The organism is Micromonospora sp. NPDC051924 (genome assembly GCF_055586005.1).
The window spans coordinates 18,557-37,853 of the sequence record NZ_JBVJJA010000046.1; the positions used below are offsets into that span (position 1 = coordinate 18,557).

Consider the following 19,297-nt stretch of genomic DNA (forward strand, 5'->3'; position numbering starts at 1 on the left):
AGGCGAGCATCGACAGCCTTCTGGTCACCGCGTTGTTGCCCCTGGTCGGATTCGTCCTGCTGACCGCCGGCAACGCGTTCTTCGTCGCGGCCGAGTTCGCCCTGGTCACCGTCGACCGGGCCGAGATCGACCGGCGGGCCGGCGAGGGCGACGCCCGGGCCGTCACCGTACGCCGGGCGCTGCGCGAGCTGTCCTTCCAGCTCTCCGGCGCGCAGCTCGGCATCACCATCACCGCGCTGCTCACCGGCTACCTGGCCGAACCGGCCCTGGCCCGGCTCTTCGGCCCGCTGCTGCGCCCGCTCGGCGGGGCGGACCGGTTGAGCGGGCTGCTCGCCCTGGCCCTGGCCACGCTGATCTCGATGCTCTTCGGCGAGCTGGTCCCGAAGAACCTGGCGCTGGCCCGGCCGATGCCGGCCGCACTCGCCACCGCCGGGCCGATGCGGACGTTCGCCCGTACCTTCCGCTGGCTTATCCGGTTGCTCAACGACTCGGCGAACCGGCTGGTCCGGCGGCTCGGCGTGGAGCCGCAGGAGGAGCTGGCCAGCGCCCGGTCCCCGGAGGAACTGGGGCTGCTCGCCGCGATCTCGGCCCGGGCCGGCGCGCTGCCGCCGGACACCGCGATGCTGCTGCGCCGCACCATCCGCTTCGGCGACAAGCGGGCCGCCGAGGCGATGACCCCCCGGGTGGACGTGATCGCGCTGCGGGCCACCGCCACGGTCGCCGAGCTGCTGGACCTGTCCCGGCAGACCGGCCGGACCCGCTTCCCGGTCTACGAGGAGACGCTCGACCTGGTCACCGGCGTCGCCGGGGTGCCGGACGCGCTCGGCGTGCCGCTGGCCCGCCGGGCCTCCACCACCGTCGCCGCGGTCGCCCGCGAGCCCGTGTACGTCCCGGAGAGCCTCGACCTGGACGGGGTGCTGGCGGCGCTGAAGGCGGCCGGCGCCGACCTGGCCATCGTGGTCGACGAGTACGGCGGCACCGACGGCGTGGTAACCGTGGAGGACCTGGTCGAGGAGCTGGTCGGCGAGATCGCCGACGAGTTCGACCCGGACGCGGTCGACGACCTCGGGCCGGTCGAGCTGACCGTGCCCGGCGGCGAGCGGACCGTGCTGGTGGACGGCGTGCTGCGCGAGGACGAGCTGGCCGAGCAGACCGGCTTCCGGCTGCCCGAGGGGCCGTACGAGACGCTCGCCGGCTACCTGATGGCCCGGCTGGGACACATCCCCGTCGCCGGCGAGACGGTCGAGGAGGCCGGCTACGAGTTCACCGTGATCGAGGTCGAGCGGCACCGGGTGGAGCAGGTCCGGGTGGTCCGCCCCGAGGAGCCCGACGGCGATGAGTGAACTCCTGGTCGCCGTCCTGCTGCTGCTCGGCAACGCCTTCTTCGTGGGCAGCGAGTTCGCCCTGATCGCCTCCCGGCGTACGGTGATCGAACCGTTGGCCGCGGGGTCGAAGCGGGCCCGCTGGGCGCTCTCCGCGATGAATCAGATCCCGCTGATGATCGCCGGGGCCCAGCTCGGCATCACCATCTGCTCCCTCGGCCTCGGCGCGATCGCCGAGCCGGCGCTGGCGCACCTGCTGGAGACGCCGTTCGACGCGGCGGGCCTGCCCGCCTCCGCGGTGCACCCGGTGGCCTTCGTGATCGCCCTGGCCGTGGTGGTCTTCCTGCACACCGTGGTCGGCGAGATGGTGCCGAAGAACATCACCCTGGCCGGCCCGGAGCCGTCGGCGCTCTGGCTCGGTCCGGTGATGCTCGCCTTCTGCGTCGCCACCAAGCCGCTGCTGCTGGCCATGAAGTGGGCGGCCCGGCAGGTGCTGTGGCTGTGGCGGGTCGAGGCGACCGACGCGGTGAAGACGGTGTTCACCGCGGAGGAACTGGCCGGCCTGGTCTCCCAGGCGCGTACCGAGGGGCTGCTGGACGCGGAGGAGCATGCCCGGATCACCGGGGCGCTGGCCCTGCACAGCCGTACCGCCGCCGACGCGTTGCAGCCCTGGTCGACGGTCACCACGGTGGCCGAGGACGTGTCACCGGCCTCCCTGGAGGTCCTGGCGACCCGGACCGGCCGCTCCCGCTTCCCGGTGGTGCAGCGGTCCACCCGCCGGGTGCTCGGCTTCGTGCACGTCAAGGACGTGCTCGGGTACGCGGGCGCGAGCCGGCGGGCACCCGTACCGGTCGAGGTCTACCGGCCGCTGGCCGTGGTGCCGCCCGACCGTACGCTGGCCGATCTGCTGCTCGCCATGCGGCGGGAGCGACGCCACATGGTGCTGGTGAGGGACGGGCGGCGCGCGCTCGGCGTGGTGACGCTCGATGATGTATTGACCGCGATTGTTGGAAAGTGAATGAATACCCTTGGTGTGCAAGCGGTTGCGCATACGTGATTGACCAAAAGGTCGCCTTGATTCCACCCCGGTGCCTTCCCTAATGTGGGGCACCGACCGCTGTGGGTCGTCTGCCTCGACCTTCCCTCTCTCGGGGCGCCCGGCGGTCGGTTGCAAAGGAGTCCGTGCCGGTGGCAACCATGCCCCCTCATCGTCACGCCCCGAGCGAGCCGCCCGTCAGACCGGTCGGGGCGCGCCGGGTCGTACGCCGTCTCCTCACCCTGGTCGCGGCCGTCGCGGTCGGCGCCGGGCTGCTGACGGCACCGGCGCACGCGGCGCCGTCGGTCGACGAGATCGACGCGCAGATCGACAAGCAGTGGGAACAGCTCGAGCCCACCATCGAGAGCTTCAACAAGATCCGCTCCCAGCTCAAGGCCAACCAGAAGAAGTCGGCGGACCTCCAGAAGAAGATGGTGCCGCTGGAGCTGGAGTCGGCCCTGGCGATGAACCGGGTGGGCGACCTCGCCGCCCGGTACTACATCGACGGGCCGTCCCAGGACATCGGTGCCCTCCTGGTGAGCACCAAGCCGGGCACGCTCGGTGAGCAGCTCGTCATCCTCGACCGGCTGGCCGAGCAGCAGCGCAAGCAGGTGGCCGGTGTGCTGGCCATCCGCGACAAGTACAACGCGCAGAAGCAGAAGCTGGACAAGCTGATCGCCACCCAGATCAAGCAGCGGGACGAGCTGGCGGCGAAGAAGAAGCAGATCGACTCCGAGATCAAGCGGCTGACCGCGATGCTGCCGGTGACCTCGGTACGTGTCGACGGCTGTCCGAACATCGACGGCGTGGTGAGCAGCGCCGCCCGCACCGCCATCAAGACCGCCTGCGCGCAGGTCGGCAAGTGGTACGAATGGGGTGCCACCGGCCCGAGCACGTTCGACTGCTCCGGCCTCACCCAGTACGCCTACAAGGCGGCGGGCATCTACCTCACCCACTTCACCGGTGCCCAGTGGGACGAGGGACGGCCCGTGTCCCGGGCCGATGCCCGCCCCGGTGACCTGGTCTTCTTCTACAGCGACCTGCATCACATGGGTCTCTACCTCGGCAACGGGCTCATGGTGCACGCGCCCCGCACGGGTAAGCAGATCCAGGTCACCAAGATCGACTACATGCCGGTCGCCGGCTTCCGCCGGGTCACCTGACCCTCCCTCGGCAGCACGAAGGCCCCCGGTCCACGCGGACCGGGGGCCTTCGTCGTCGGGACCGGTCAGTCCGGCGCGCCGACCGCGGCCGGCAGGATCTCCACGTCGTCCAGGTTGGCGAACATCACCCGGTGACCGAACTGGATCTGCACGTACCGGTTCTCGCCCCGGATGACGGTCCAGTCACCCGGTGCCGAACCGTCGAAGGTGACGGCCCGGTAGTACTCGCCCGGCAGCACGCCACCGAGCGCGTACCGCTGGCCCGCCGCGAAGGTGTACTGCAGCGGCGCGATGGTCTGGTACGGCACGCCGGCCGGGTACGCCGCCCTCTCCGGGTAGGCCCGCCCGTACACCGGGATGGTGGCCTTGCCCGGCTTGGGGGTCACCACGAAGCCGTTCGCCCACTTGGCCGTCGGCGCCGAGGCCGGGTTCCAGAACCAGGCCTTCTGGCCGAGGTACCAGATCGCCGTCCAGTCGCCCTGGATGCCGGCGAGGGCGTACGTCTGGCCGGCGGACGCGCGGGCGCCGTGGTCGGAGATGTACATCGTGTCCGGCGTGCCGTCCTTGCGTAGCCCCAGGTCGTTGACGAGCGGGGCGGTCTCGCTCGGCGCGGTGTGCAGGATGACGGCCGAGGAGCCGCGCAGCGGGCAGGGCGCGGCCGGTGGGGTCGGCTTCGGGACGCCCGGCGGCTGCTGGTTGCAGCCGATGAACGCCGGCTGGTTGGTGGCGTAGTCCGGGTCGATGGTGACCAGGCCGGTGTGCGGCGTGGCGGTGCCCTGGAACGGCGCCTTCATCAGGTCGAAGTAGTGCGACCAGTCCCAGTACGGACCCGGGTCCCAGTGCATCCCGGCGACGTTGCCGGGGAGGATGCCGGGCACGTTGTCGTGGCCCAGGATGTGCTGCCGGTCCAGCGGGATCTGGAAGCGCAGCGCCAGGTGGCGGACCAGCTTGGCCGAGGTCCGGTACATCGCCTCGGTGTACCAGGTGCCGTGGCCGGCGAAGCCCTCGTGCTCGATGCCGATGGACTTGGCGTTCACGTACCAGTTGCCGGCGTGCCAGCCGACGTCCTTGGCCTTGATGTGCTGGGCGACGTAGCCGTCCACCGAGCGCAGCGTGTAGTGCCAGCCCAGGTAGGTCTTGTCCTGGACCAATTTCACGCTGGGGCCGAAGTAGCCCTCGGTGTCGTGGATGACGATGTATTCGATCTTCTGCTGGGCCGGCCGCGCGCCGAGGTCGTGGTTGCCGTAGTCGCCGGCGCCCGGGCCGTACTTCTCGTACGGGGCGGGAATCCACTCGCAGGCGAGCCGGACCGGGCATTCCAGGCCGTCCGGCCGCTCGGCGCGGCGCAGGCCCAGCTTGTGCAGCCCGGACTCGTCCGGCGTCACGGCGGCGGCGGCGAGGGTCACCCGCTGGCCGTCGTCGGTGGTCCGGCTGGCGCCCTGGCCGATCTGGTCGTACACCTCGTCGGCGAAGGCCGCCGCGGCGTCCTCGGTGTCCGCGCCGGAGTACCGGGCCACCGCGCCGTACCAGGCCGCCGGGTCGCTGCCGGCGCCGACCGGCCCGCCCAGATCCTTCTGGTACGAGGCGAGCAGCGCCGCGCCGCCCCGGATGTTCGCGACGGCGTCGGTACGCAGCGTCTCCACCGGGATGCCGGTGAGCGCGGCGGCGGCGTCGACGGTCTGCAGGGACGCCTGCGGCAGCACGTCGCCGGAGGGCGCGGCGGCGACGGTCGGGTCGAGCGTGAGCGGGCGGGAGTCGTCGCCGCGCGGGTCCTCGTTCTCGTCCACGTGTGAGCTGGACGGGGTCGAGGCGACCTGCTCGGCGTCGGTCAGGTGCATCGGGCCGTAGCCGCCGCTCGTGCTGGGCTGGCCCGGGTGGGTGTCCCAGCGGGACTCCAGGTACGAGACGCCGAGCAGGACGCTCTGCGGCACGCCGTACTCGTCGGCCGCGCCGGCGTACTGCTGCTGCCGGTCGGCGGTGTCGGCGCTGGACGGCTCGGCGGCCACCGGGCCGGTGGTCGCGAGCGCGGTGGCCGCCGCGACGGCGGCGGCCAGCAGTATCCGTCTGCCCGACGGCGGGGGTGAGAGGTGCATCGAACCTCCAGACAGGGATGGGGGTCACTGCGTTCCCACCCTCACTCCGCACCCGCCTTGCGGTCAATACCTTTCCGGCTGGTAAAACCCGCTGAAGAAAACCTTCATCCTCCGGATCGTGGCCGCAACTTCGCGTACGGAGTGTCACGGCCGCGTGAGTTGCGTCTTGATAACGGCGATCTCTACTCTGGTCAATCGTCGGCCGGCAGTTTCATCGCCCAGCCCGGGTGGTGACGGTCGGACACCGCCGAGTCGCCTCCGGGCGAGCCGGGGACCCAGGTAACTGGGGTGAATCCGCAGCCTCTGCGGTAGGGCGGCTCCCTTCCTGCCCGAACCCGTCAGCTAACCCGGTAGGCGGTCCGGAAGAAGGAGTACGGAGCCCGGTGGCTAACCATGCCCCGCGGCCGCCGTCGGCGCGGTCACTCGACCGGCTGACGGCTGCGCCGCGTTCACGCTGGTCCCGCTTCACCACCGCCCTCGCCGCCCTGGTCGGCACCGCCGTCATCCTGACCGGCGGCGCCACGGCGGCCCACGCAGACCCGTCGGTCGCCGAGATCGAAGCCCAGATCGACCGGGACTGGAACAAGCTCGAACCGATCATCGAAAAGGTCAACGCCACCCGCGAGGACCTCGCCGCCAACCGCAAGCAGGCCGCCGCGCTGGCCAAGCAGATCGCCCCGCTGCAGGCCAAGGTCGACCAGGCCCTCGGGCAGGTCGGCGGTCTCGCCGCCGACGCCTACAAGGGGGACAACCTCTCCACGGTGAACGCGCTGCTGGGCAGCCGCTCCCCGGGTGAGGTGGTCGACAGCCTGGAACTGCTCGACCGCTTCGCGCACCGCCAGCAGCAGCAGGTGCAGACGGTGGCCGAGCTGCGCGACCAGCTGGCCGCCAAGAAGCAGCCGCTGGACGACATGATCGCCAAGCTGGCCCGTACCGAGGCCCAGCTCGCGGCGCAGAAGAAGCAGATCGACGCCGAGATCGCCCGGCTCCAGAAGCTGCGGCTCAAGGTGTACGGCAACGGGGGCGGCGGGCCGCTGCGTCCGGCGCCCTGCCCGGCCGGCTACCCGGGTGGCCCCGGCGGGGTCGCGGCCAAGTTCGCCTGCGCCCAGATCGGCAAGATCTACGTCTGGGGCGCCGCCGGGCCGGACCACTACGACTGCTCCGGCCTGACCATGGCCGCCTGGGCCAAGGCCGGTGTCTCGCTGCCGCACAACGCGCGCCAGCAGCACGACGTCACCCGGCGGGTGAGCCGCAGCGAGCTACAGGTAGGCGACCTGGTCTTCTACTACAGCGACCTGCACCACGTCGCGTTGTACGTCGGTAACGGCTGGGTGGTGCACGCCTCCCAGTCCGGCAAGCCGATCACCATGAAGCGCGTCGACGACGGCCAGATCAACAGTTACGGCCGACCGGGCTGACGGTCCGCAGGGGCTCCCGCGACGCGGGGGCCCCTGCATCGTTCCTCAGCGGGTCGGCCAGACCCGCCAGTTCTGCCAGGACCGGCTCGGCGTCGGCCCGCGCTGCCCCTGGTAGCGCGACCCGTAGACCGCGGAACCGTACGGGTGCTCGGCCGGCGAGGAGAGCCGGAAGATGCAGAGCTGGCCGATCTTCATGCCCGGCCAGAGGGTGATCGGCAGGTTCGCCACGTTGGACAGCTCCAGCGTGACATGGCCGGAGAAGCCCGGGTCGATGAAGCCCGCCGTCGAGTGGGTGAGCAGCCCGAGCCGGCCCAGGCTGGACTTGCCCTCCAGGCGGCCGGCGAGCTGGTCGCCCAGCGAGATCACCTCGAGGGTCGAGGCGAGCACGAACTCGCCCGGGTGCAGCACGAACGGCTCGCCCTCGGGAACCTCCACCATCGACGTCAGGTCGTCCTGCTGGACCGCCGGGTCGATGTGGGTGTAAAGGTGGTTGTTGAAGACCCGGAACAGCCGGTCCAGGCGTACGTCGATGCTGGACGGTTGCACCAGCGTGGGCTCGAAGGGCTCCAGCGCGAGCGTGCCCGCCTTGATCTCGGAGACCAGGTCGCGGTCGGAGAGCAGCATCGGAACACCATAGCGACCGGTACGGGTGACCTGCGTGTCGGACTACATCTTCGTACACCTGTTCGATAGAATGTTCGCATGGCTTCCTGGTCCGAATTCGCCGCCGACGAGCCCCGACTCGCCGACGAGATCCGCCTTCTCCTGCAGCAGTACGGGCCGGGCTTCGGCTACCTCGCCACGGTCCGCGCCGACGGCGGCCCCCGGGTCCATCCGGTCGCCCCGGTCATCACCGACGACGGGCTCTACTGCTTCGTCATCGACTCGCCCAAGCGTCGCGACCTCGAACGCGACGGCCGCTACGCGCTGCACTCGTTCCCCCCGGAGGAGAGCGACGACGAGGCGTACGTGGCCGGCAGGGCCCACCCGGTGACCGATCCGGCGACCCTGACCCGGGTGGCCGAGCTCGGCCGGGCCGCGCCGCAGGTCGACTGGCGGCTGTTCGAGTTCACCGTCGACGTGGCGATGCTGACCCGGCGCGACCAGACCTCCCAGCCGGGCGCCGGCCGGCCGCAGGTGCGGGTCTGGCTCGATCCGCGGGCGACCGCCCCGCCCCGCCGTACGGTGGCCGCCGCCGAGGGTCGGCGCGGCGGCCGGCACGGCTTCGACACCCGCCGCCCAGCCGCCTGAGAGTCCACGAGAACGCCGGTGCCGGCCCCGTCCGAAGACAGGGCCGGCACCGGCGTTTCAGTGCTGGGCGCTCAGGCCGCGCGGTAGGCGTTCCACGCGGTGATCATCCGGCTCGCCTGACCAGCGGTGAACTGGTGCATGCACGAGTCGTAGGTGTAGTCCATGAAGTTGGTGATCGGGTCCAGGCCCGCCGCGGTGCAGGTGTCCCGACCGGTCGGGCACTGGTACGCGGGCGAACCCTCGGCCGGGGTGTCGTCGACGCTGTCGCCCGAGCCGGAGCAGCCGCCCTGGAAGGTGTGGTAGAGGTTCAGCCAGTGGCCGATCTCGTGGGTGCCGGTGTCACCCTCGTTGTAGTTGGTCGCGGTGCCGCCCGGCAGCGACTCGTTCAGCGCGACCACGCCGTCCATGCTGTCGAGCTTGCGCTTCGGGAAGGTGGCCCAGCCGAGCAGGTTGTCGCTCAGCTCGCCCAGGTAGATGTTCAGCGTGTTCTTGCCGCCCTCACGGAGCGAGGACTTCATCTGCCGCTCGGCCGAGGAGCCCTGCACGATCGGGTACCAGGCCGCGTTGGTGACGTGGTGCACCTTCTGCAGTTGGAAGCTGAAGGCGGTGGGGGCGCCGCCGGTGGCACCGCTGTACGCCTTGTTCAGCACGTCGATCTGCTGGGTGACCATCGAGTCCGGGATGTTGCCGCCGGCGCGGGTGCTGTCCCGCTGGACGACGTGCACGACGACCGGGACGGTGACGGTGGCCAGCGGGGCGGTGGCTTGGGCGCCGCCGCGGAAGGCGGCCTGCTCACGCAGGGCGGCGGCGAGGTCCGACTCGCGCTCGGCGACCTGCTTGGCGGTCAGGTTGTTCGGGTCCAGCTTGGTGCTGCCACCCTTGGCGACCCGGGCGTCCGAGTGGACGTCGGCGGGCTCGGCGCACGAGCCGGCGGGGGCGGCCGAGAAGGCCGAGGCAGCGGGGACGACACCCACCGCGGCGGTGCTGAGCATCAGCGCGAAGGTCGTCGTCGCGACACCGGCGGCACGCCGGGTCAGCAGGTTGGGACGGAGTCCCATGGGCCCACCTCTTTCTGTCGGCGTGCTACGGGGGTATGTCACGCCGAGTCGGAGAACGTGTGGGAGACGTTACATCCGATCGATGGATTTGAGAACGGGCATATGTTGCCGCGGTGAAACGTTCCGCTGCTCGGACGGGCCACCCCTGTTGCAAGATCGTTTCCGGGTGGTTGCGAGGGGGCTGGAAGTCGCCACGGGGGTACCTGCGTGCACGGAGATGGTGACCTCAGGTACAGTGGTGCCGCCTGCGGGTGTAGTTCAATGGCAGAACATCAGCTTCCCAAGCTGACAGTGCGGGTTCGATTCCCGTCACCCGCTCCACACGAAAGGCCCTGGCCAGGACGTCAGTCCCGGTCAGGGCCTTCGACATTCCACGGGCCACGAGCGGCCGATGCGCCTCCACGGGCCACCAGCCACGCTTCTCGCCGGCCTTCTTGTCTTGCCCTTGGCCTTGCCCGAAGGGCCGGCCAGCGACTTCTTGACCTACTTGCGCTCGGCCTTCACCGCGTCGCTCACCGCCTGGGCGATGGCCCGATCCGCCTCAGAAGTGGCGTGCTGGTAGATCATGGCCGCCCGGGGTGAGGCACGACCCATCCGGGCCATCAACTCGCGGGTGCTCGAGCCCGTCCGCGCCGCGATCGTGTTACCCGTGTGCCGCAGGTCATGGAAGTGCGGACCCGGCACGCCGACCTTGCCGACTGCCGACGACCAGCCGATGAAATGAGATTGCTCGACACGCCGCCGGCCCAGGTAGCTGCCCACCATGCCGCCGGAGCGCAGGCGACACCAGAAAAGACCTGTGCAACCGACGGAAGTGCCCGCACGTGTTCGTGCTGCCCGCCCACGAGGGTGGCACCACGGGAGGAAGGAAACGTGACCGCAGTGATGACCGCAGCCGCGGCCGCACCTCGTGCTTCGACAACAGACGAGCAGCGCGACTTCGACGAATTTTATGCGGCGAAGTTCGATGTCCTCCGATCGCAGCTCTACGCGTACCTGGGTGACCGAGCAGAGGCACAGGACCTGGTCCAGGAGGCGTTCTGCCGCGCTTACACCAGGTGGGCCAGGATCAGGAAATACGAAGACCCCTATGCCTGGGTGCGCCGGGTCGCATGGAATCTCGCCACCAGCAGGCTCCGGCGACAGAAGACGTCCGCGATGTTCCTGCGCCGCCAGCGCGAAGAACATCACGACGGCCCGTCGCCAGATCGCGTGGCGCTGGTCGCGGCCCTGTCCAAGATACCGCCGAAGCTTCGCAAGGCCGTCGTCCTGCACTACCTGGGCCAGTTGTCCGTAGCCGAAATCGCTCTGCAGGAAGACGTGCCCGAGGGCACCGTAAAAAGTTGGCTCAGCCGCGGGAGAACCGCCCTCGCTGAGCACCTCCAGGGATGACCGGAAAGGAAAGTCTCATGTCTGACAACGTGGACAACCTCATCAACGACGCGCTCGCCGAATTCGATGCGGTGGAGCGCTCCTCCTACCTGCCGGCACCGGGCACCCCCGCAGTCCGCCACAAGGTTGCGGTCCGGCGGAGAGTACGCCTCACGGCATTCAGCGTGGCCGGTGCGCTGCTGATCGCCGTGCCAATCGCCGCCTACGCCGCCAATCCACGGGGCAACAACTCGCCACCCAACGTGATCGGATCCGCGGGCCCCATCGAACCGGCCAGTCCGACTCCGTCGCTCGCCCCGTCGTCGGCTCCCGCATCGTCGGCTCCAGCGTCGTCGGCTCCGACGCCGGTCGATCTGCGCAATGCCACCCTCCACCTCCCGGCGTTCCCCGGCGTGGAGGACGTGTGCAAGGCGAAGGGGACGAGGACATTTGTGAACGGTACGACGACGCCAGCGGATGGCGTGAAACTGGTCATCGGCGAGTTGGCTCCCATCATGGCCGACCTCGACGGAGCACCGGGCGACGAGGAACTCACCACCATCCGTTGCCAGAACGATGAGTCGCTGAACGTCACCCAGCTGCTGGCGCTGAAGGTCGCCTCGGACGGCGCACTGACACCGTTGGGATACGTGATCAATTCGGCGGATACCCCCAACGTGGCCGCAACGTTCTCCCGCGAGGCGATCACGGTCGGTGACGGCGTCGTCCGGCTCACCGTCTATGGCCCGTACCAGACCGACGGGTGGCCGGCCTGTGACCGACAGGTGCGGGGCTACGCGTTCCGGAATGGTGCTTTCCGTCAGGTGAGCGGTCCGACCACCTTCCAGGCGCCATCCAAGAACTTCCACGAGGTCGACTTCCGCAACACCGGCCTCCTCATGGGCCGCGGGAATCCCGACGGGTCCGGTCGGGTCTACTGCGTGCCGATGGTGAATGGGGTCGGCGAAGCCGACCTGGACAACGACGACGACAAGGGCACGACCCGCTACACGATCACGATCGACGCCGTTTCCTTCGTCAACGCCAGCGACGGCGAAGCGACGTTCGCCATCCTCACGTTGCGGTCCCCCAGTGGCGAGATGTCACAGACCCTGCAATCTTTCCAGCAGGATGGGGACTACCCGCTCGGCTGGGAGGTTCTCCGGTCAGGCACCAACGGAGTCAGCCGTATCGAGAAGGCGGTAGTCAGCGGGAGCACCGTGCAGGTGACCGTCACGACCGCAAGCGGAGTGCAGGTGTGGTCGTACCGCCCCTCCGCCAAAAATCAGAGCTGGCAACGAATCAGCTGACAGTCGCTCCAAAAGCGCCGGGCCCGCCCGAGCAGGGCGGGCCCGGCGGCCGTGCCTCCGCACCTTCCTCGAAGCGGCCGCCGTACCCGCTGCCTGCCCGATGCAGCGGTCAACACCGGTCGACATTGGCTGCGCCCGACGGCGACAAGCTTGGCGTCTCTGCTCGCCCGCTGGGCACCGCGATTCCCGTCACCCACGGCCAGCTCGTCGTCGGTGATCGCGTCCATCAGTTGCCGGCTCCTCCGGTCGCGGGCATCGGGTCGAAGAGCGCCAGCTCCTCCGGCGTCGGGCGCTCCCGTTGGAAGAAGGCCCAGGCCCGCTCGAACTCCTCGTCGGTGACCCGGAAGACCCCGGGGCCCGGAGCGGCGGTCCGCGGCCGCAGCCGGTCGAGCAACTCCTGCCGGGAGGGCTCCAGCAGGCAGAGCACCACCCGAGCCCCGACCGCCCGGGCCTGCGAGCGGTAGCGGTCCCGTTCCTCCCGCGCCCAGAGCCCCCAGTCCAGGACCACGTCGACGCCGAGCGCCAGCACCCGGAGCGCCGTCGACCACTGGAGCCGTTCCACCCGGTCGCGGATGGTGTCCAGCTCCGGCTCGGACAGCTCGGGGTGCAGGTCGCGCAGCCACTCGTCGGCGGTGAGCCGCAGCGCGGAGTGCTCCCGCTCCAGCCGCCGGGCCAGCGTGGTCTTGCCGCTGCCCGGCAGGCCGCAGGTCAGGAAGAGGGTGGCGGTCACTGCTGGTGTACGGCGGCGGCGAGCCGGTGCAGCAGGGACAGGTCCGCCCGGTCGACGTCGCGCGGTTCGTAGCCGCGGTGGAACACCAGTTGCTGCTCCACCGAGATGCAGTCGACCCGGCGACCGGCGATGGTCCCGGTGGTGAAGCACTCCCGCGGCCAGCGGAAGCTGCTGCCGTCCAGTCCGGCCTGGTGGCCGTCGCCGGCCTCGTCGAAGGTCAGCGGGTGCAGGTCCACCCGGCCCCGCCCGTCCGCGACGACCTCGACGCGTACCGGACGCCAGTCGGTCTCGACGACGTACCCGAGCTGCGCGAGCGCCCGCAGCGCGGCCGACTCGTGCTCGGCCGGTACGGCCAGGTCCAGGTCGCGGTGCGGCCGGGTCTGCTCGCCGACCAGGGCGTCCACTCCCCAACCGCCGCTGATCCAGGCCGGGCAGCCGACGGCGGCGAGGGTGTCCAGGACGGCGTGCACCTCCGCCGCGCCCATGCCGGTGCCCTCGACCAGGTCGAGCACGTGCTGGAGGCACGGCTGGCCGTGGACCAGCGCCTCTCCGGTCGGGACGAACCCGGTGCGCCGCAGTACCGCGAGCGACGCGTGGTTGGTCAACGCCGCCGCCGCGACCAGCCGGCGCAGCCCGTACGCGTCGCGGGCCAGCGCGCAGACCCGGCGTACGCCGTCCTGGGCCACGCCCCGGCCGGTGGCCCGCTCGGCCACCCGGTAACCCAGCTCGGCGCTGCCGTCGGCCACGTCAACCAGGTTGAACCGGCCCAGCACGGCGCCGTCGTCGTCGACCAGCACGTGGAAGTGACACCGGCCGGTCGCCTGCTCCGCCAGCAGGCCCGCGTGCCGGGCGGCGAACTCGGCGAAGTAGTCGTCGCCCCGATCCGACACGGAGCGCGCGAAGTATGCCCGGTTCTCCCGCTCGAAGTGGAGCAGCGTGGGGGCGTGACGGGCGTCGAGCCGCTCAAGTTCGGGCATCGCGACACGCTAGCAACGGAGCCGGCCGTCCCGTCACCCGTTTCCGGGCGACCGGACGTCCGCCAGCAGCTCCTCCACGGCCGCGAACTCGTCGGGCCGCAGCGGCCCGTACGCGAGGGCGCCCGCGTTCTGCTCGACCTGGGCCACGGTCCGGAACCCCGGGATCGGGACGGTGACCTCGCTGCGCGCCCACAGCCAGCCCAGCGCGCCCTGGGCCGGCGTACGGCCGCCGGTGGCGAAGACCTCGCGCAGGGTCGCCACCCGCGCCAGCCACTCCGGTGCCCCGGCGCCGTCGCGGAAGTACGTCAGCCACTCGTAGCCCTGCGAGCGCACGTCGTCCCGGGCCACCGTGCGGCCGTCGGCGTACTTGCCGCTGAGCAGCCCCATGGCCAGCGGCCCCCGGTTGATGCTGGCCTGCCCGGACCGCTCGCACACCTCGACCATCGCCGGCCGGTCGGCCAGCACCGACATGTCGTGCTGGATCGCCGTGCAGTGCGGGCCGGCGGCGGCGAAGGCCGAGGCGCGTTCCGGATCGTCGGTGCTCCACCCGTACGCCCGGAGCTTGCCGGCGGCGACCAACTCCTCGAGCGGACCGATCAGGTCCAGGGCCGTGGCGATCGGCAGGTCGCCGAGGTGCAGCTGGTAGAGGTCGACGTGGTCGGTGCCCAACCGCCGCAGCGAGCCGTCCAGGCAGCTGCGCAGATAGCCGACGCTGCCGTCGGTGCCGAGCGCCTCCCGGGTCAGCTCGTCGAAGGTGAATCCCCACTTCGACGCGATCACCACCCGGTCCCGGTCGGCGCCGAGCGCCTTGCCGAGGATCACCTCGCTGTGCCCGGCGCCGTAGCTGCTCGCCGTGTCGAAGAAGGTGACCCCCAGCTCGACCGCCCGGCGGATGGCCCGGATCGACTCGGCGTCGTCGACCCGGCCCCAGCCGTACTGATTGTCGCCGCCCGCGTACGGGCCGCCGATCGCCCAGCAACCCATGCCCAGCGCGCTGACCTCGATCCCGCTGTGCCCCAACGTTCGATTCATGAACGCGAGTCTCCCGGTTCGAGCGCGCTCGAGGTCAACCCCTCACGAGGCCGGGTACCAGCGCAACTCGACGGTGTTGCCGTCCGGGTCGCGTACGTAGATCGAGGTGCCGTTGCCCTGCGCGCCGAAGCGCGGCACCGGCCCGGTCAGCACGGTGAACACCCCCGAGGCGATCACCTCTGCCCAGTCGAGCGGCTCCACCACCAGGCAGAAGTGGTCCACGTTCGACCCGCCGGGCTCGCCGCGTACCAGGTCGATGATGGTCCCGGCGTTGACGCGTACCGAGGGGAAGGGCACCTCGCCGGCCCGCCAGCGGTCGACCCGGACGGGCGCCAGGCCGAGCGTGCCGCAGTAGAAGTCGAGGGACCGTTCGACGTCGGCGACGGTGAGGACCAGGTGGTCGAAGCCCGTCACCCGCACTGCACTTACGGCATCCATCGGAGTTCCTTTCGAACGGTGAAAACCTCGCTGTCCACCCTCGTCCGGACGCCGCCGGCGACCAAGCCGCGATCGGGCTACGATCGTTGACCCTGAGTCAACGGTGGGGGTCGACGTGCTGGAGCGGTACGAGATCGAGACGTTCCTGACCCTCGCCGAGGAGCTGCACTTCGGGCGGACCGCCGAGCGGCTGCGGGTGACCACCGGGCGGGTCAGCCACGTGGTGCGGAAGCTGGAACGCCGGATCGGCGCGCCGCTCTTCGCGCGCACCAGCCGGGTGGTCCGGCTGACCCCGATCGGCGCCCGGCTCGCCGACGACCTGCGACCGCTGGTGGCCGGCATGGCGGACGCCGTCCAGCGGGCCGTCGAGGCCGGACGTGGCCTCACCGGTGAGCTGCGGGTGGCGTTCGTCGGCGAGTCGACCGCACCGGTGCTGCTCCGGGCGGTCAGCCTCTTCACCGAGCGCCACCCGGAGTGCGTGGTCCACGTCCACGAGGCCCCGCTCGCCACCACCCGGTCCAGCCTGCACGACGGCTCGGTCGACCTGCTCATCGCGTCGTACCCCTTCGACGGGATGGCGAACGGCCCGGCGCTGCTGCGCGAGCGGCGGGTGCTCGCGGTGGCCGCGGAGCATCCGCTGGCCGGGGAGCCGTCGGTGTCGGTGGAGGTGCTGGCCGACCATCCGGTGGTGCAGTATCCGGCGATGACCTCGGCCGAGTTCAAGCGTGACCGCACCCCGGACCGGACGCCATCGGGCCGCCCGGTGCCGAAGGGGCCGGTCGGCAACACCTTCCCGGAGATGCTGTCGCTGGTCGCGATGGGCCGGGGGGTACTGCCGGTGGGCGAGCAGACCCGCCGCTACCACCCCCGCCCGGACCTGGCGTACGTGCCGATCCACGACGCGCCGCCGATCCTCCGCGGCCCGGTCTGGCTGGCCAGCAACACCACGGCCCGGGTACGCGAGTTCGTCCGCGCCGCCGCCGACGCCAACGACCCTGCGGAGGCGTGACGTGCGGGACGAGATCCGGGCGCTGGTCGAGGCGCTCGGCCCGGGGGACGAGCTGGAGGAGCGGCACCGTGCGGAGACGCTGGCCTGGCTGGCCCGGACCGCCGACATCTTCCGCCGGGAGAAGCCGGGGACGCCTTCGCCGCACCTGGTCGCGTACTTCCTGCTCCGGGACGCGACGGACGGCGCGGTGCTGCTGGTCGACCACCGCAAGGCGGGAATGTGGCTGCCGACCGGCGGTCACGTGGAGCCGGGCGAGCACCCGGCGGAGACCGTACGCCGGGAGGTGGTGGAGGAGCTGGGCGTGCCCGCCGTCTTCTCGCCGGTGCTCGGCGAGCGCCCGGCCTTCCTCACCGTCACCGAGACCGTCGGCCCGCCGGCCGACCGGCACACCGACGTCAGCCTCTGGTACGTGCTGAGCGGCAGCCCGGACCAGCAACTGGCCCCCGACCCGGGCGAGTTCCGGGGCGTCCGCTGGTGGACGCCCCGGGAGGTGGCCGATGCGGCGCCGGGCACGGTCGAGCCGCACCTGACTCGGATGCTCGCCAAACTCGTGTCGACGCCTTGACCCTGCCCCTGCGGCAAGGCCCAGCGTGGTCCGTGCCGGTCGCCCTGACCGGTACGAGGAGGATGGGCCCGTGGAGCTGCTGACCATCGGGGCCTTCGCCCGAGCGGCGCGCCTGACGCCCAAGGCGTTGCGGCTCTACGACGAGCTGGGCCTGCTCCCGCCCGCCGCCGTCGACCCGCACTCGGGCTACCGGTACTACGAGCCGGCCCAGCTCGACCGGGCCCGGCTGATCGCGGCCCTGCGGCGGGCCGGGATGCCGCTGGCCGAGATCCAGGCCGTCTGCGGGCTACCGGCGGAGGCCGCGGCCGAGGCGGTCGACGCCTGGTGGCGTCGGGTCAGCGCCGACACGGCAGCCCGCGGACGCGTCGTCGCGCTCCTCGTCGACCAGCTCTCCGAAAGGGGCGCCACCATGTCCGAACCCACCTTCCGGTACGCCGTCCGCTGCACGGCCGGCGCGGTCCGCGACTCCAACGAGGACACCGCGTACGCCAGCGACACGTTGCTCGCGGTGGCGGACGGCCTGCGCGGACCCGGCGGCGCCGCCGCCAGCACGGCCGCCGTCGACGCGCTCCGGCCGCTGGAACTGGCCGACGCGCCCGCCGCCGAACTGCTCGCCACGCTCGCCGACGCGATCACCGCCGCCGACCGGACGGTACGCGCGCACGCCACCGACGGGCACCAGCCGGTCACCACCCTCACCGCCGTGCTGCGGCGCGGCACGCGGCTCGCGCTGGTGCACGTCGGGGACACCCGGGCGTACCTGCTGCGCGGGGGCGAGCTGTCCCGGCTGACCCAGGACCACACGTACGTGCAGTCGCAGGTCGACCAGGGCCGGCTCACGCCGGCGGAGGCGGCGGCGCACCCGCAGCGGGCCCTGCTGTCCCGGGCGCTCGGCGCCGGCGCCCCGGTCGAGGCGGATCTCGCGCTGCGGACCGCCCTGGTCGGGGACCGCTACCTGCTCTGCTCCGACGGGCTCTCCGCCGTGGTCGGGCCGGCGGCGCTCCAGGCGGCGCTCGCCGGGGCCGACGATCCGGAGACCGCCGTCGAGCGGCTGGTCGACCTCGCGTACGCCGAGGGCGCGCCGGACAACGTCGCCTGCGTGGTCGCCGACCTGGTCGCCGGGTGACGCGCGCCCCGGGCCGGCCCGGCCGGCCCGGGGCCGTACCCTGGCGATCATGCGGATTGGCATCGTGATCCTGCCCGACCAGCGCTGGTCGGACTCGCAGCGGCGCTGGCGGCAGGCGGACGAGTGGGGCTTCGACCACGCCTGGACGTACGACCATCTGGGCTGGCGCGACCTGGTCGACGGCCCCTGGTTCGACTCGATGACCACGCTGACCGCCGCCGCGACGGTGACCTCGCGGATCCGCCTCGGCACCCTGGTCGCCTCGCCCAACTTCCGGCACCCGGCGGCGTTCGCCCGGCAGGTGACCGCGCTGGACGACGTCTCCGGTGGCCGGTTGCTGCTCGGGCTCGGCGCGGGCGGCATCGGCTTCGACGCCACCGTGCTGGGCGGGGAGACCCTGCCACCCCCGCAGCGGGTCGACCGGTTCGCCGAGTTCACCGAGCTGCTGGACCTGATCCTGCGGGAGGACGGCACCACCTGGCGCGGCGAGTGGTTCGCCGCGGTGGACGCCCGGAACAACCCCGGCTGCGTCCAGCAGCCCCGGGTGCCGTTCGTGGTCGCCGCGAACGGGCCCCGCTCGATGCGGCTCGTCGCCCGGTACGGCCAGGGCTGGGTGACCACCGGGCTCGGCGGTGACGACCTGGAGAGCTGGTGGGCCACGGTCGCGGACCTCGCCGGGCGGATGGAGGCGACTCTGGAGAAGGCGGGCCGTGACCCGGCCACCCTGGACCGCTGTCTGTCGCTCGACGCGGCACCGGTCTTCTCGCTCAGCCACGCGGACTTCTTCGCGGAGCAGGTGGCCCGGGCGGCGCGGCTGGGCTTCACCGACGTGGTGACGCACTGGCCCCGGGCCAGCAGCTGGTACGCCGGCGACGAGGCGGAGCTGGTGACGGCGGTCGGTCTGCTGCCGGAGCTGCGCCGGCTCTGACCGCCCGGCCCGTCAGGTGCCCAGGTCGCCGGTGCTGATCCCGCCGTCCCCCGCGGAGACCAGGCGGAACCGGATGCAGACGACCTGGGTGTCGTCGTTGACCGGGAAGCCCTCCCGGGTCCAGAAGCGGCGGTGCCCCTCCCGCCACTCCTCGATCGACCGGTCGCCCTCCCCTTCGGAGCGGGCGAAGTCCCAGGACACGTCCGCGAAGCGGACCACCTCGACGCCGGTCACCTCGACGACGCCGACCAGCGCGTCCTGGTCATCGACCAGGACCAGCCGCTCGCCGGCCTGCTCCAGCTCCTCGTTCTCGGCGGCGTACTCGTCCGTCAGCAGGCCGGCGGTGGCGGTCTTCACGCCGGCCAGCACGAGGGTGTTGAGGTTGGCGCGCATCTCGCCGGGGGTGCCGAGGGCGAGCGTGCGCAGTCCACCGATCCGGGGCCACATCCTGCCGAGGCTAGTGGCAGCCG

General features: G+C 71.6%; 20 protein-coding genes, 1 tRNA gene and 1 riboswitch. Of the genes, 12 read left to right on the plus strand and 9 right to left on the minus strand.

The genetic code is table 11. The annotated features are described in order from the left end of the window. Positions 1 to 35 precede the first annotated feature (35 nt). From ACZ6S5_RS28430 to ACZ6S5_RS28440, 3 genes are all read left to right on the plus strand, one after another. Positions 36 to 1,343 (plus strand): hemolysin family protein, encoded by a 1,308-nt coding sequence (locus ACZ6S5_RS28430; protein ID WP_466005312.1) that lies wholly within the window; start codon positions 36 to 38, stop codon positions 1,341 to 1,343. After that, a complete protein-coding gene (locus ACZ6S5_RS28435; RefSeq protein WP_466005282.1) occupies positions 1,336 to 2,340 on the plus strand; it encodes a hemolysin family protein in 1,005 nt (334 codons plus the stop codon). The genes ACZ6S5_RS28430 and ACZ6S5_RS28435 overlap by 8 nt, the downstream gene beginning before the upstream one ends. 164 nt (positions 2,341 to 2,504) lie before the next feature. After that, on the plus strand, positions 2,505 to 3,521 hold the full coding sequence (locus ACZ6S5_RS28440; RefSeq protein WP_466005284.1) for a C40 family peptidase: 1,017 nt from the start codon (positions 2,505 to 2,507) through the stop codon (positions 3,519 to 3,521). 65 nt (positions 3,522 to 3,586) lie between these two features. On the opposite strand, the gene ACZ6S5_RS28445 is transcribed toward ACZ6S5_RS28440, so the two are convergent. Beyond that, positions 3,587 to 5,614 carry an N-acetylmuramoyl-L-alanine amidase gene (locus ACZ6S5_RS28445; protein ID WP_466005286.1) on the minus strand — a complete coding sequence of 676 codons (2,028 nt, stop codon included), beginning with the start codon at positions 5,612 to 5,614 and terminating at the stop codon, positions 3,587 to 3,589. 235 nt (positions 5,615 to 5,849) lie between these two features. Beyond that, positions 5,850 to 5,985, plus strand: a riboswitch (cyclic di-AMP (ydaO/yuaA leader). A gap of 12 nt (positions 5,986 to 5,997) precedes the next feature. Here ACZ6S5_RS28445 and ACZ6S5_RS28450 point away from each other — a divergent pair. Further along, positions 5,998 to 7,032 (plus strand): C40 family peptidase, encoded by a 1,035-nt coding sequence (locus ACZ6S5_RS28450; protein ID WP_466005288.1) that lies wholly within the window; start codon positions 5,998 to 6,000, stop codon positions 7,030 to 7,032. A 45-nt stretch (positions 7,033 to 7,077) separates the two neighbouring features. Here ACZ6S5_RS28450 and dcd read toward each other — a convergent pair whose 3' ends face one another. Beyond that, entirely contained in the window at positions 7,078 to 7,656 is a 579-nt protein-coding gene (gene dcd / locus ACZ6S5_RS28455; RefSeq protein WP_265008550.1) for a dCTP deaminase, read from the minus strand. Positions 7,657 to 7,734: 78 nt separating this feature from the next. On the opposite strand from dcd, the gene ACZ6S5_RS28460 reads away from it, so the two are divergent. Beyond that, positions 7,735 to 8,283 carry a pyridoxamine 5'-phosphate oxidase family protein gene (locus ACZ6S5_RS28460; RefSeq protein WP_466005290.1) on the plus strand — a complete coding sequence of 183 codons (549 nt, stop codon included), beginning with the start codon at positions 7,735 to 7,737 and terminating at the stop codon, positions 8,281 to 8,283. A 71-nt stretch (positions 8,284 to 8,354) separates the two neighbouring features. Here the strand turns inward: ACZ6S5_RS28460 and ACZ6S5_RS28465 are convergent, their stop codons facing one another. After that, entirely contained in the window at positions 8,355 to 9,341 is a 987-nt protein-coding gene (locus ACZ6S5_RS28465) for a zinc metalloprotease (RefSeq protein WP_466005291.1), read from the minus strand. Positions 9,342 to 9,588: 247 nt separating this feature from the next. On the opposite strand from ACZ6S5_RS28465, the gene ACZ6S5_RS28470 reads away from it, so the two are divergent. Beyond that, a tRNA-Gly gene (locus ACZ6S5_RS28470) sits at positions 9,589 to 9,662 on the plus strand. 162 nt (positions 9,663 to 9,824) lie between these two features. Here the strand turns inward: ACZ6S5_RS28470 and ACZ6S5_RS28475 are convergent. Beyond that, the gene (locus ACZ6S5_RS28475) at positions 9,825 to 10,106 is read right to left on the minus strand and encodes a tyrosine-type recombinase/integrase (RefSeq protein ID WP_466005292.1); all 282 of its coding nucleotides are present in this window, start codon (positions 10,104 to 10,106) and stop codon (positions 9,825 to 9,827) included. Between the two features lie 117 nt (positions 10,107 to 10,223). Between ACZ6S5_RS28475 and ACZ6S5_RS28480 the strand changes: the two genes are divergently transcribed. Both ACZ6S5_RS28480 and ACZ6S5_RS28485 read left to right on the plus strand, forming a co-directional pair. Continuing rightward, on the plus strand, positions 10,224 to 10,733 hold the full coding sequence (locus ACZ6S5_RS28480) for an RNA polymerase sigma factor (RefSeq protein ID WP_466005313.1): 510 nt from the start codon (positions 10,224 to 10,226) through the stop codon (positions 10,731 to 10,733). 17 nt (positions 10,734 to 10,750) lie between these two features. Next, positions 10,751 to 12,022, plus strand: coding sequence for a hypothetical protein (locus tag ACZ6S5_RS28485; protein WP_466005293.1), 1,272 nt, complete (start codon positions 10,751 to 10,753; stop codon positions 12,020 to 12,022). A gap of 226 nt (positions 12,023 to 12,248) precedes the next feature. Here the strand turns inward: ACZ6S5_RS28485 and ACZ6S5_RS28490 are convergent, their stop codons facing one another. Genes ACZ6S5_RS28490 through ACZ6S5_RS28505 form a run of 4 tightly spaced genes read right to left on the minus strand, consistent with a single transcriptional unit; the run spans position 12,249 to position 15,199 of the window. Continuing rightward, the gene (locus ACZ6S5_RS28490; protein ID WP_466005294.1) at positions 12,249 to 12,752 is read right to left on the minus strand and encodes a P-loop nucleotide/nucleoside kinase family protein; all 504 of its coding nucleotides are present in this window, start codon (positions 12,750 to 12,752) and stop codon (positions 12,249 to 12,251) included. After that, positions 12,749 to 13,729: a GNAT family N-acetyltransferase gene (locus ACZ6S5_RS28495; RefSeq protein ID WP_466005295.1), complete on the minus strand. Its 981-nt coding sequence runs from the start codon at positions 13,727 to 13,729 to the stop codon at positions 12,749 to 12,751. Before ACZ6S5_RS28495 ends, ACZ6S5_RS28490 begins: the two co-directional genes overlap by 4 nt. A gap of 33 nt (positions 13,730 to 13,762) precedes the next feature. Beyond that, positions 13,763 to 14,761: an aldo/keto reductase gene (locus ACZ6S5_RS28500; protein WP_466005296.1), complete on the minus strand. Its 999-nt coding sequence runs from the start codon at positions 14,759 to 14,761 to the stop codon at positions 13,763 to 13,765. Positions 14,762 to 14,803: 42 nt separating this feature from the next. Continuing rightward, positions 14,804 to 15,199 carry a VOC family protein gene (locus tag ACZ6S5_RS28505; protein ID WP_466005297.1) on the minus strand — a complete coding sequence of 132 codons (396 nt, stop codon included), beginning with the start codon at positions 15,197 to 15,199 and terminating at the stop codon, positions 14,804 to 14,806. A gap of 115 nt (positions 15,200 to 15,314) precedes the next feature. Here ACZ6S5_RS28505 and ACZ6S5_RS28510 point away from each other — a divergent pair, with 115 nt between their 5' ends. The 4 genes from ACZ6S5_RS28510 (at position 15,315) to ACZ6S5_RS28525 (ending at position 18,827) form a co-directional block, all read left to right on the plus strand. Next, the gene (locus ACZ6S5_RS28510) at positions 15,315 to 16,208 is read left to right on the plus strand and encodes a LysR family transcriptional regulator (protein ID WP_466005314.1); all 894 of its coding nucleotides are present in this window, start codon (positions 15,315 to 15,317) and stop codon (positions 16,206 to 16,208) included. A gap of 1 nt (position 16,209) precedes the next feature. After that, positions 16,210 to 16,773 (plus strand): NUDIX hydrolase, encoded by a 564-nt coding sequence (locus ACZ6S5_RS28515; RefSeq protein ID WP_466005298.1) that lies wholly within the window; start codon positions 16,210 to 16,212, stop codon positions 16,771 to 16,773. Between the two features lie 70 nt (positions 16,774 to 16,843). Next, a complete protein-coding gene (locus ACZ6S5_RS28520; RefSeq protein WP_466005299.1) occupies positions 16,844 to 17,899 on the plus strand; it encodes a MerR family transcriptional regulator in 1,056 nt (351 codons plus the stop codon). Between the two features lie 49 nt (positions 17,900 to 17,948). After that, on the plus strand, positions 17,949 to 18,827 hold the full coding sequence (locus ACZ6S5_RS28525) for an LLM class flavin-dependent oxidoreductase (protein WP_466005300.1): 879 nt from the start codon (positions 17,949 to 17,951) through the stop codon (positions 18,825 to 18,827). Between the two features lie 12 nt (positions 18,828 to 18,839). On the opposite strand, the gene ACZ6S5_RS28530 is transcribed toward ACZ6S5_RS28525, so the two are convergent. Then, complete coding sequence (locus ACZ6S5_RS28530; protein ID WP_466005301.1) at positions 18,840 to 19,274, minus strand: ASCH domain-containing protein; 435 nt, start codon at positions 19,272 to 19,274, stop codon at positions 18,840 to 18,842. Between the last annotated feature and the right edge of the window lie 23 nt (positions 19,275 to 19,297).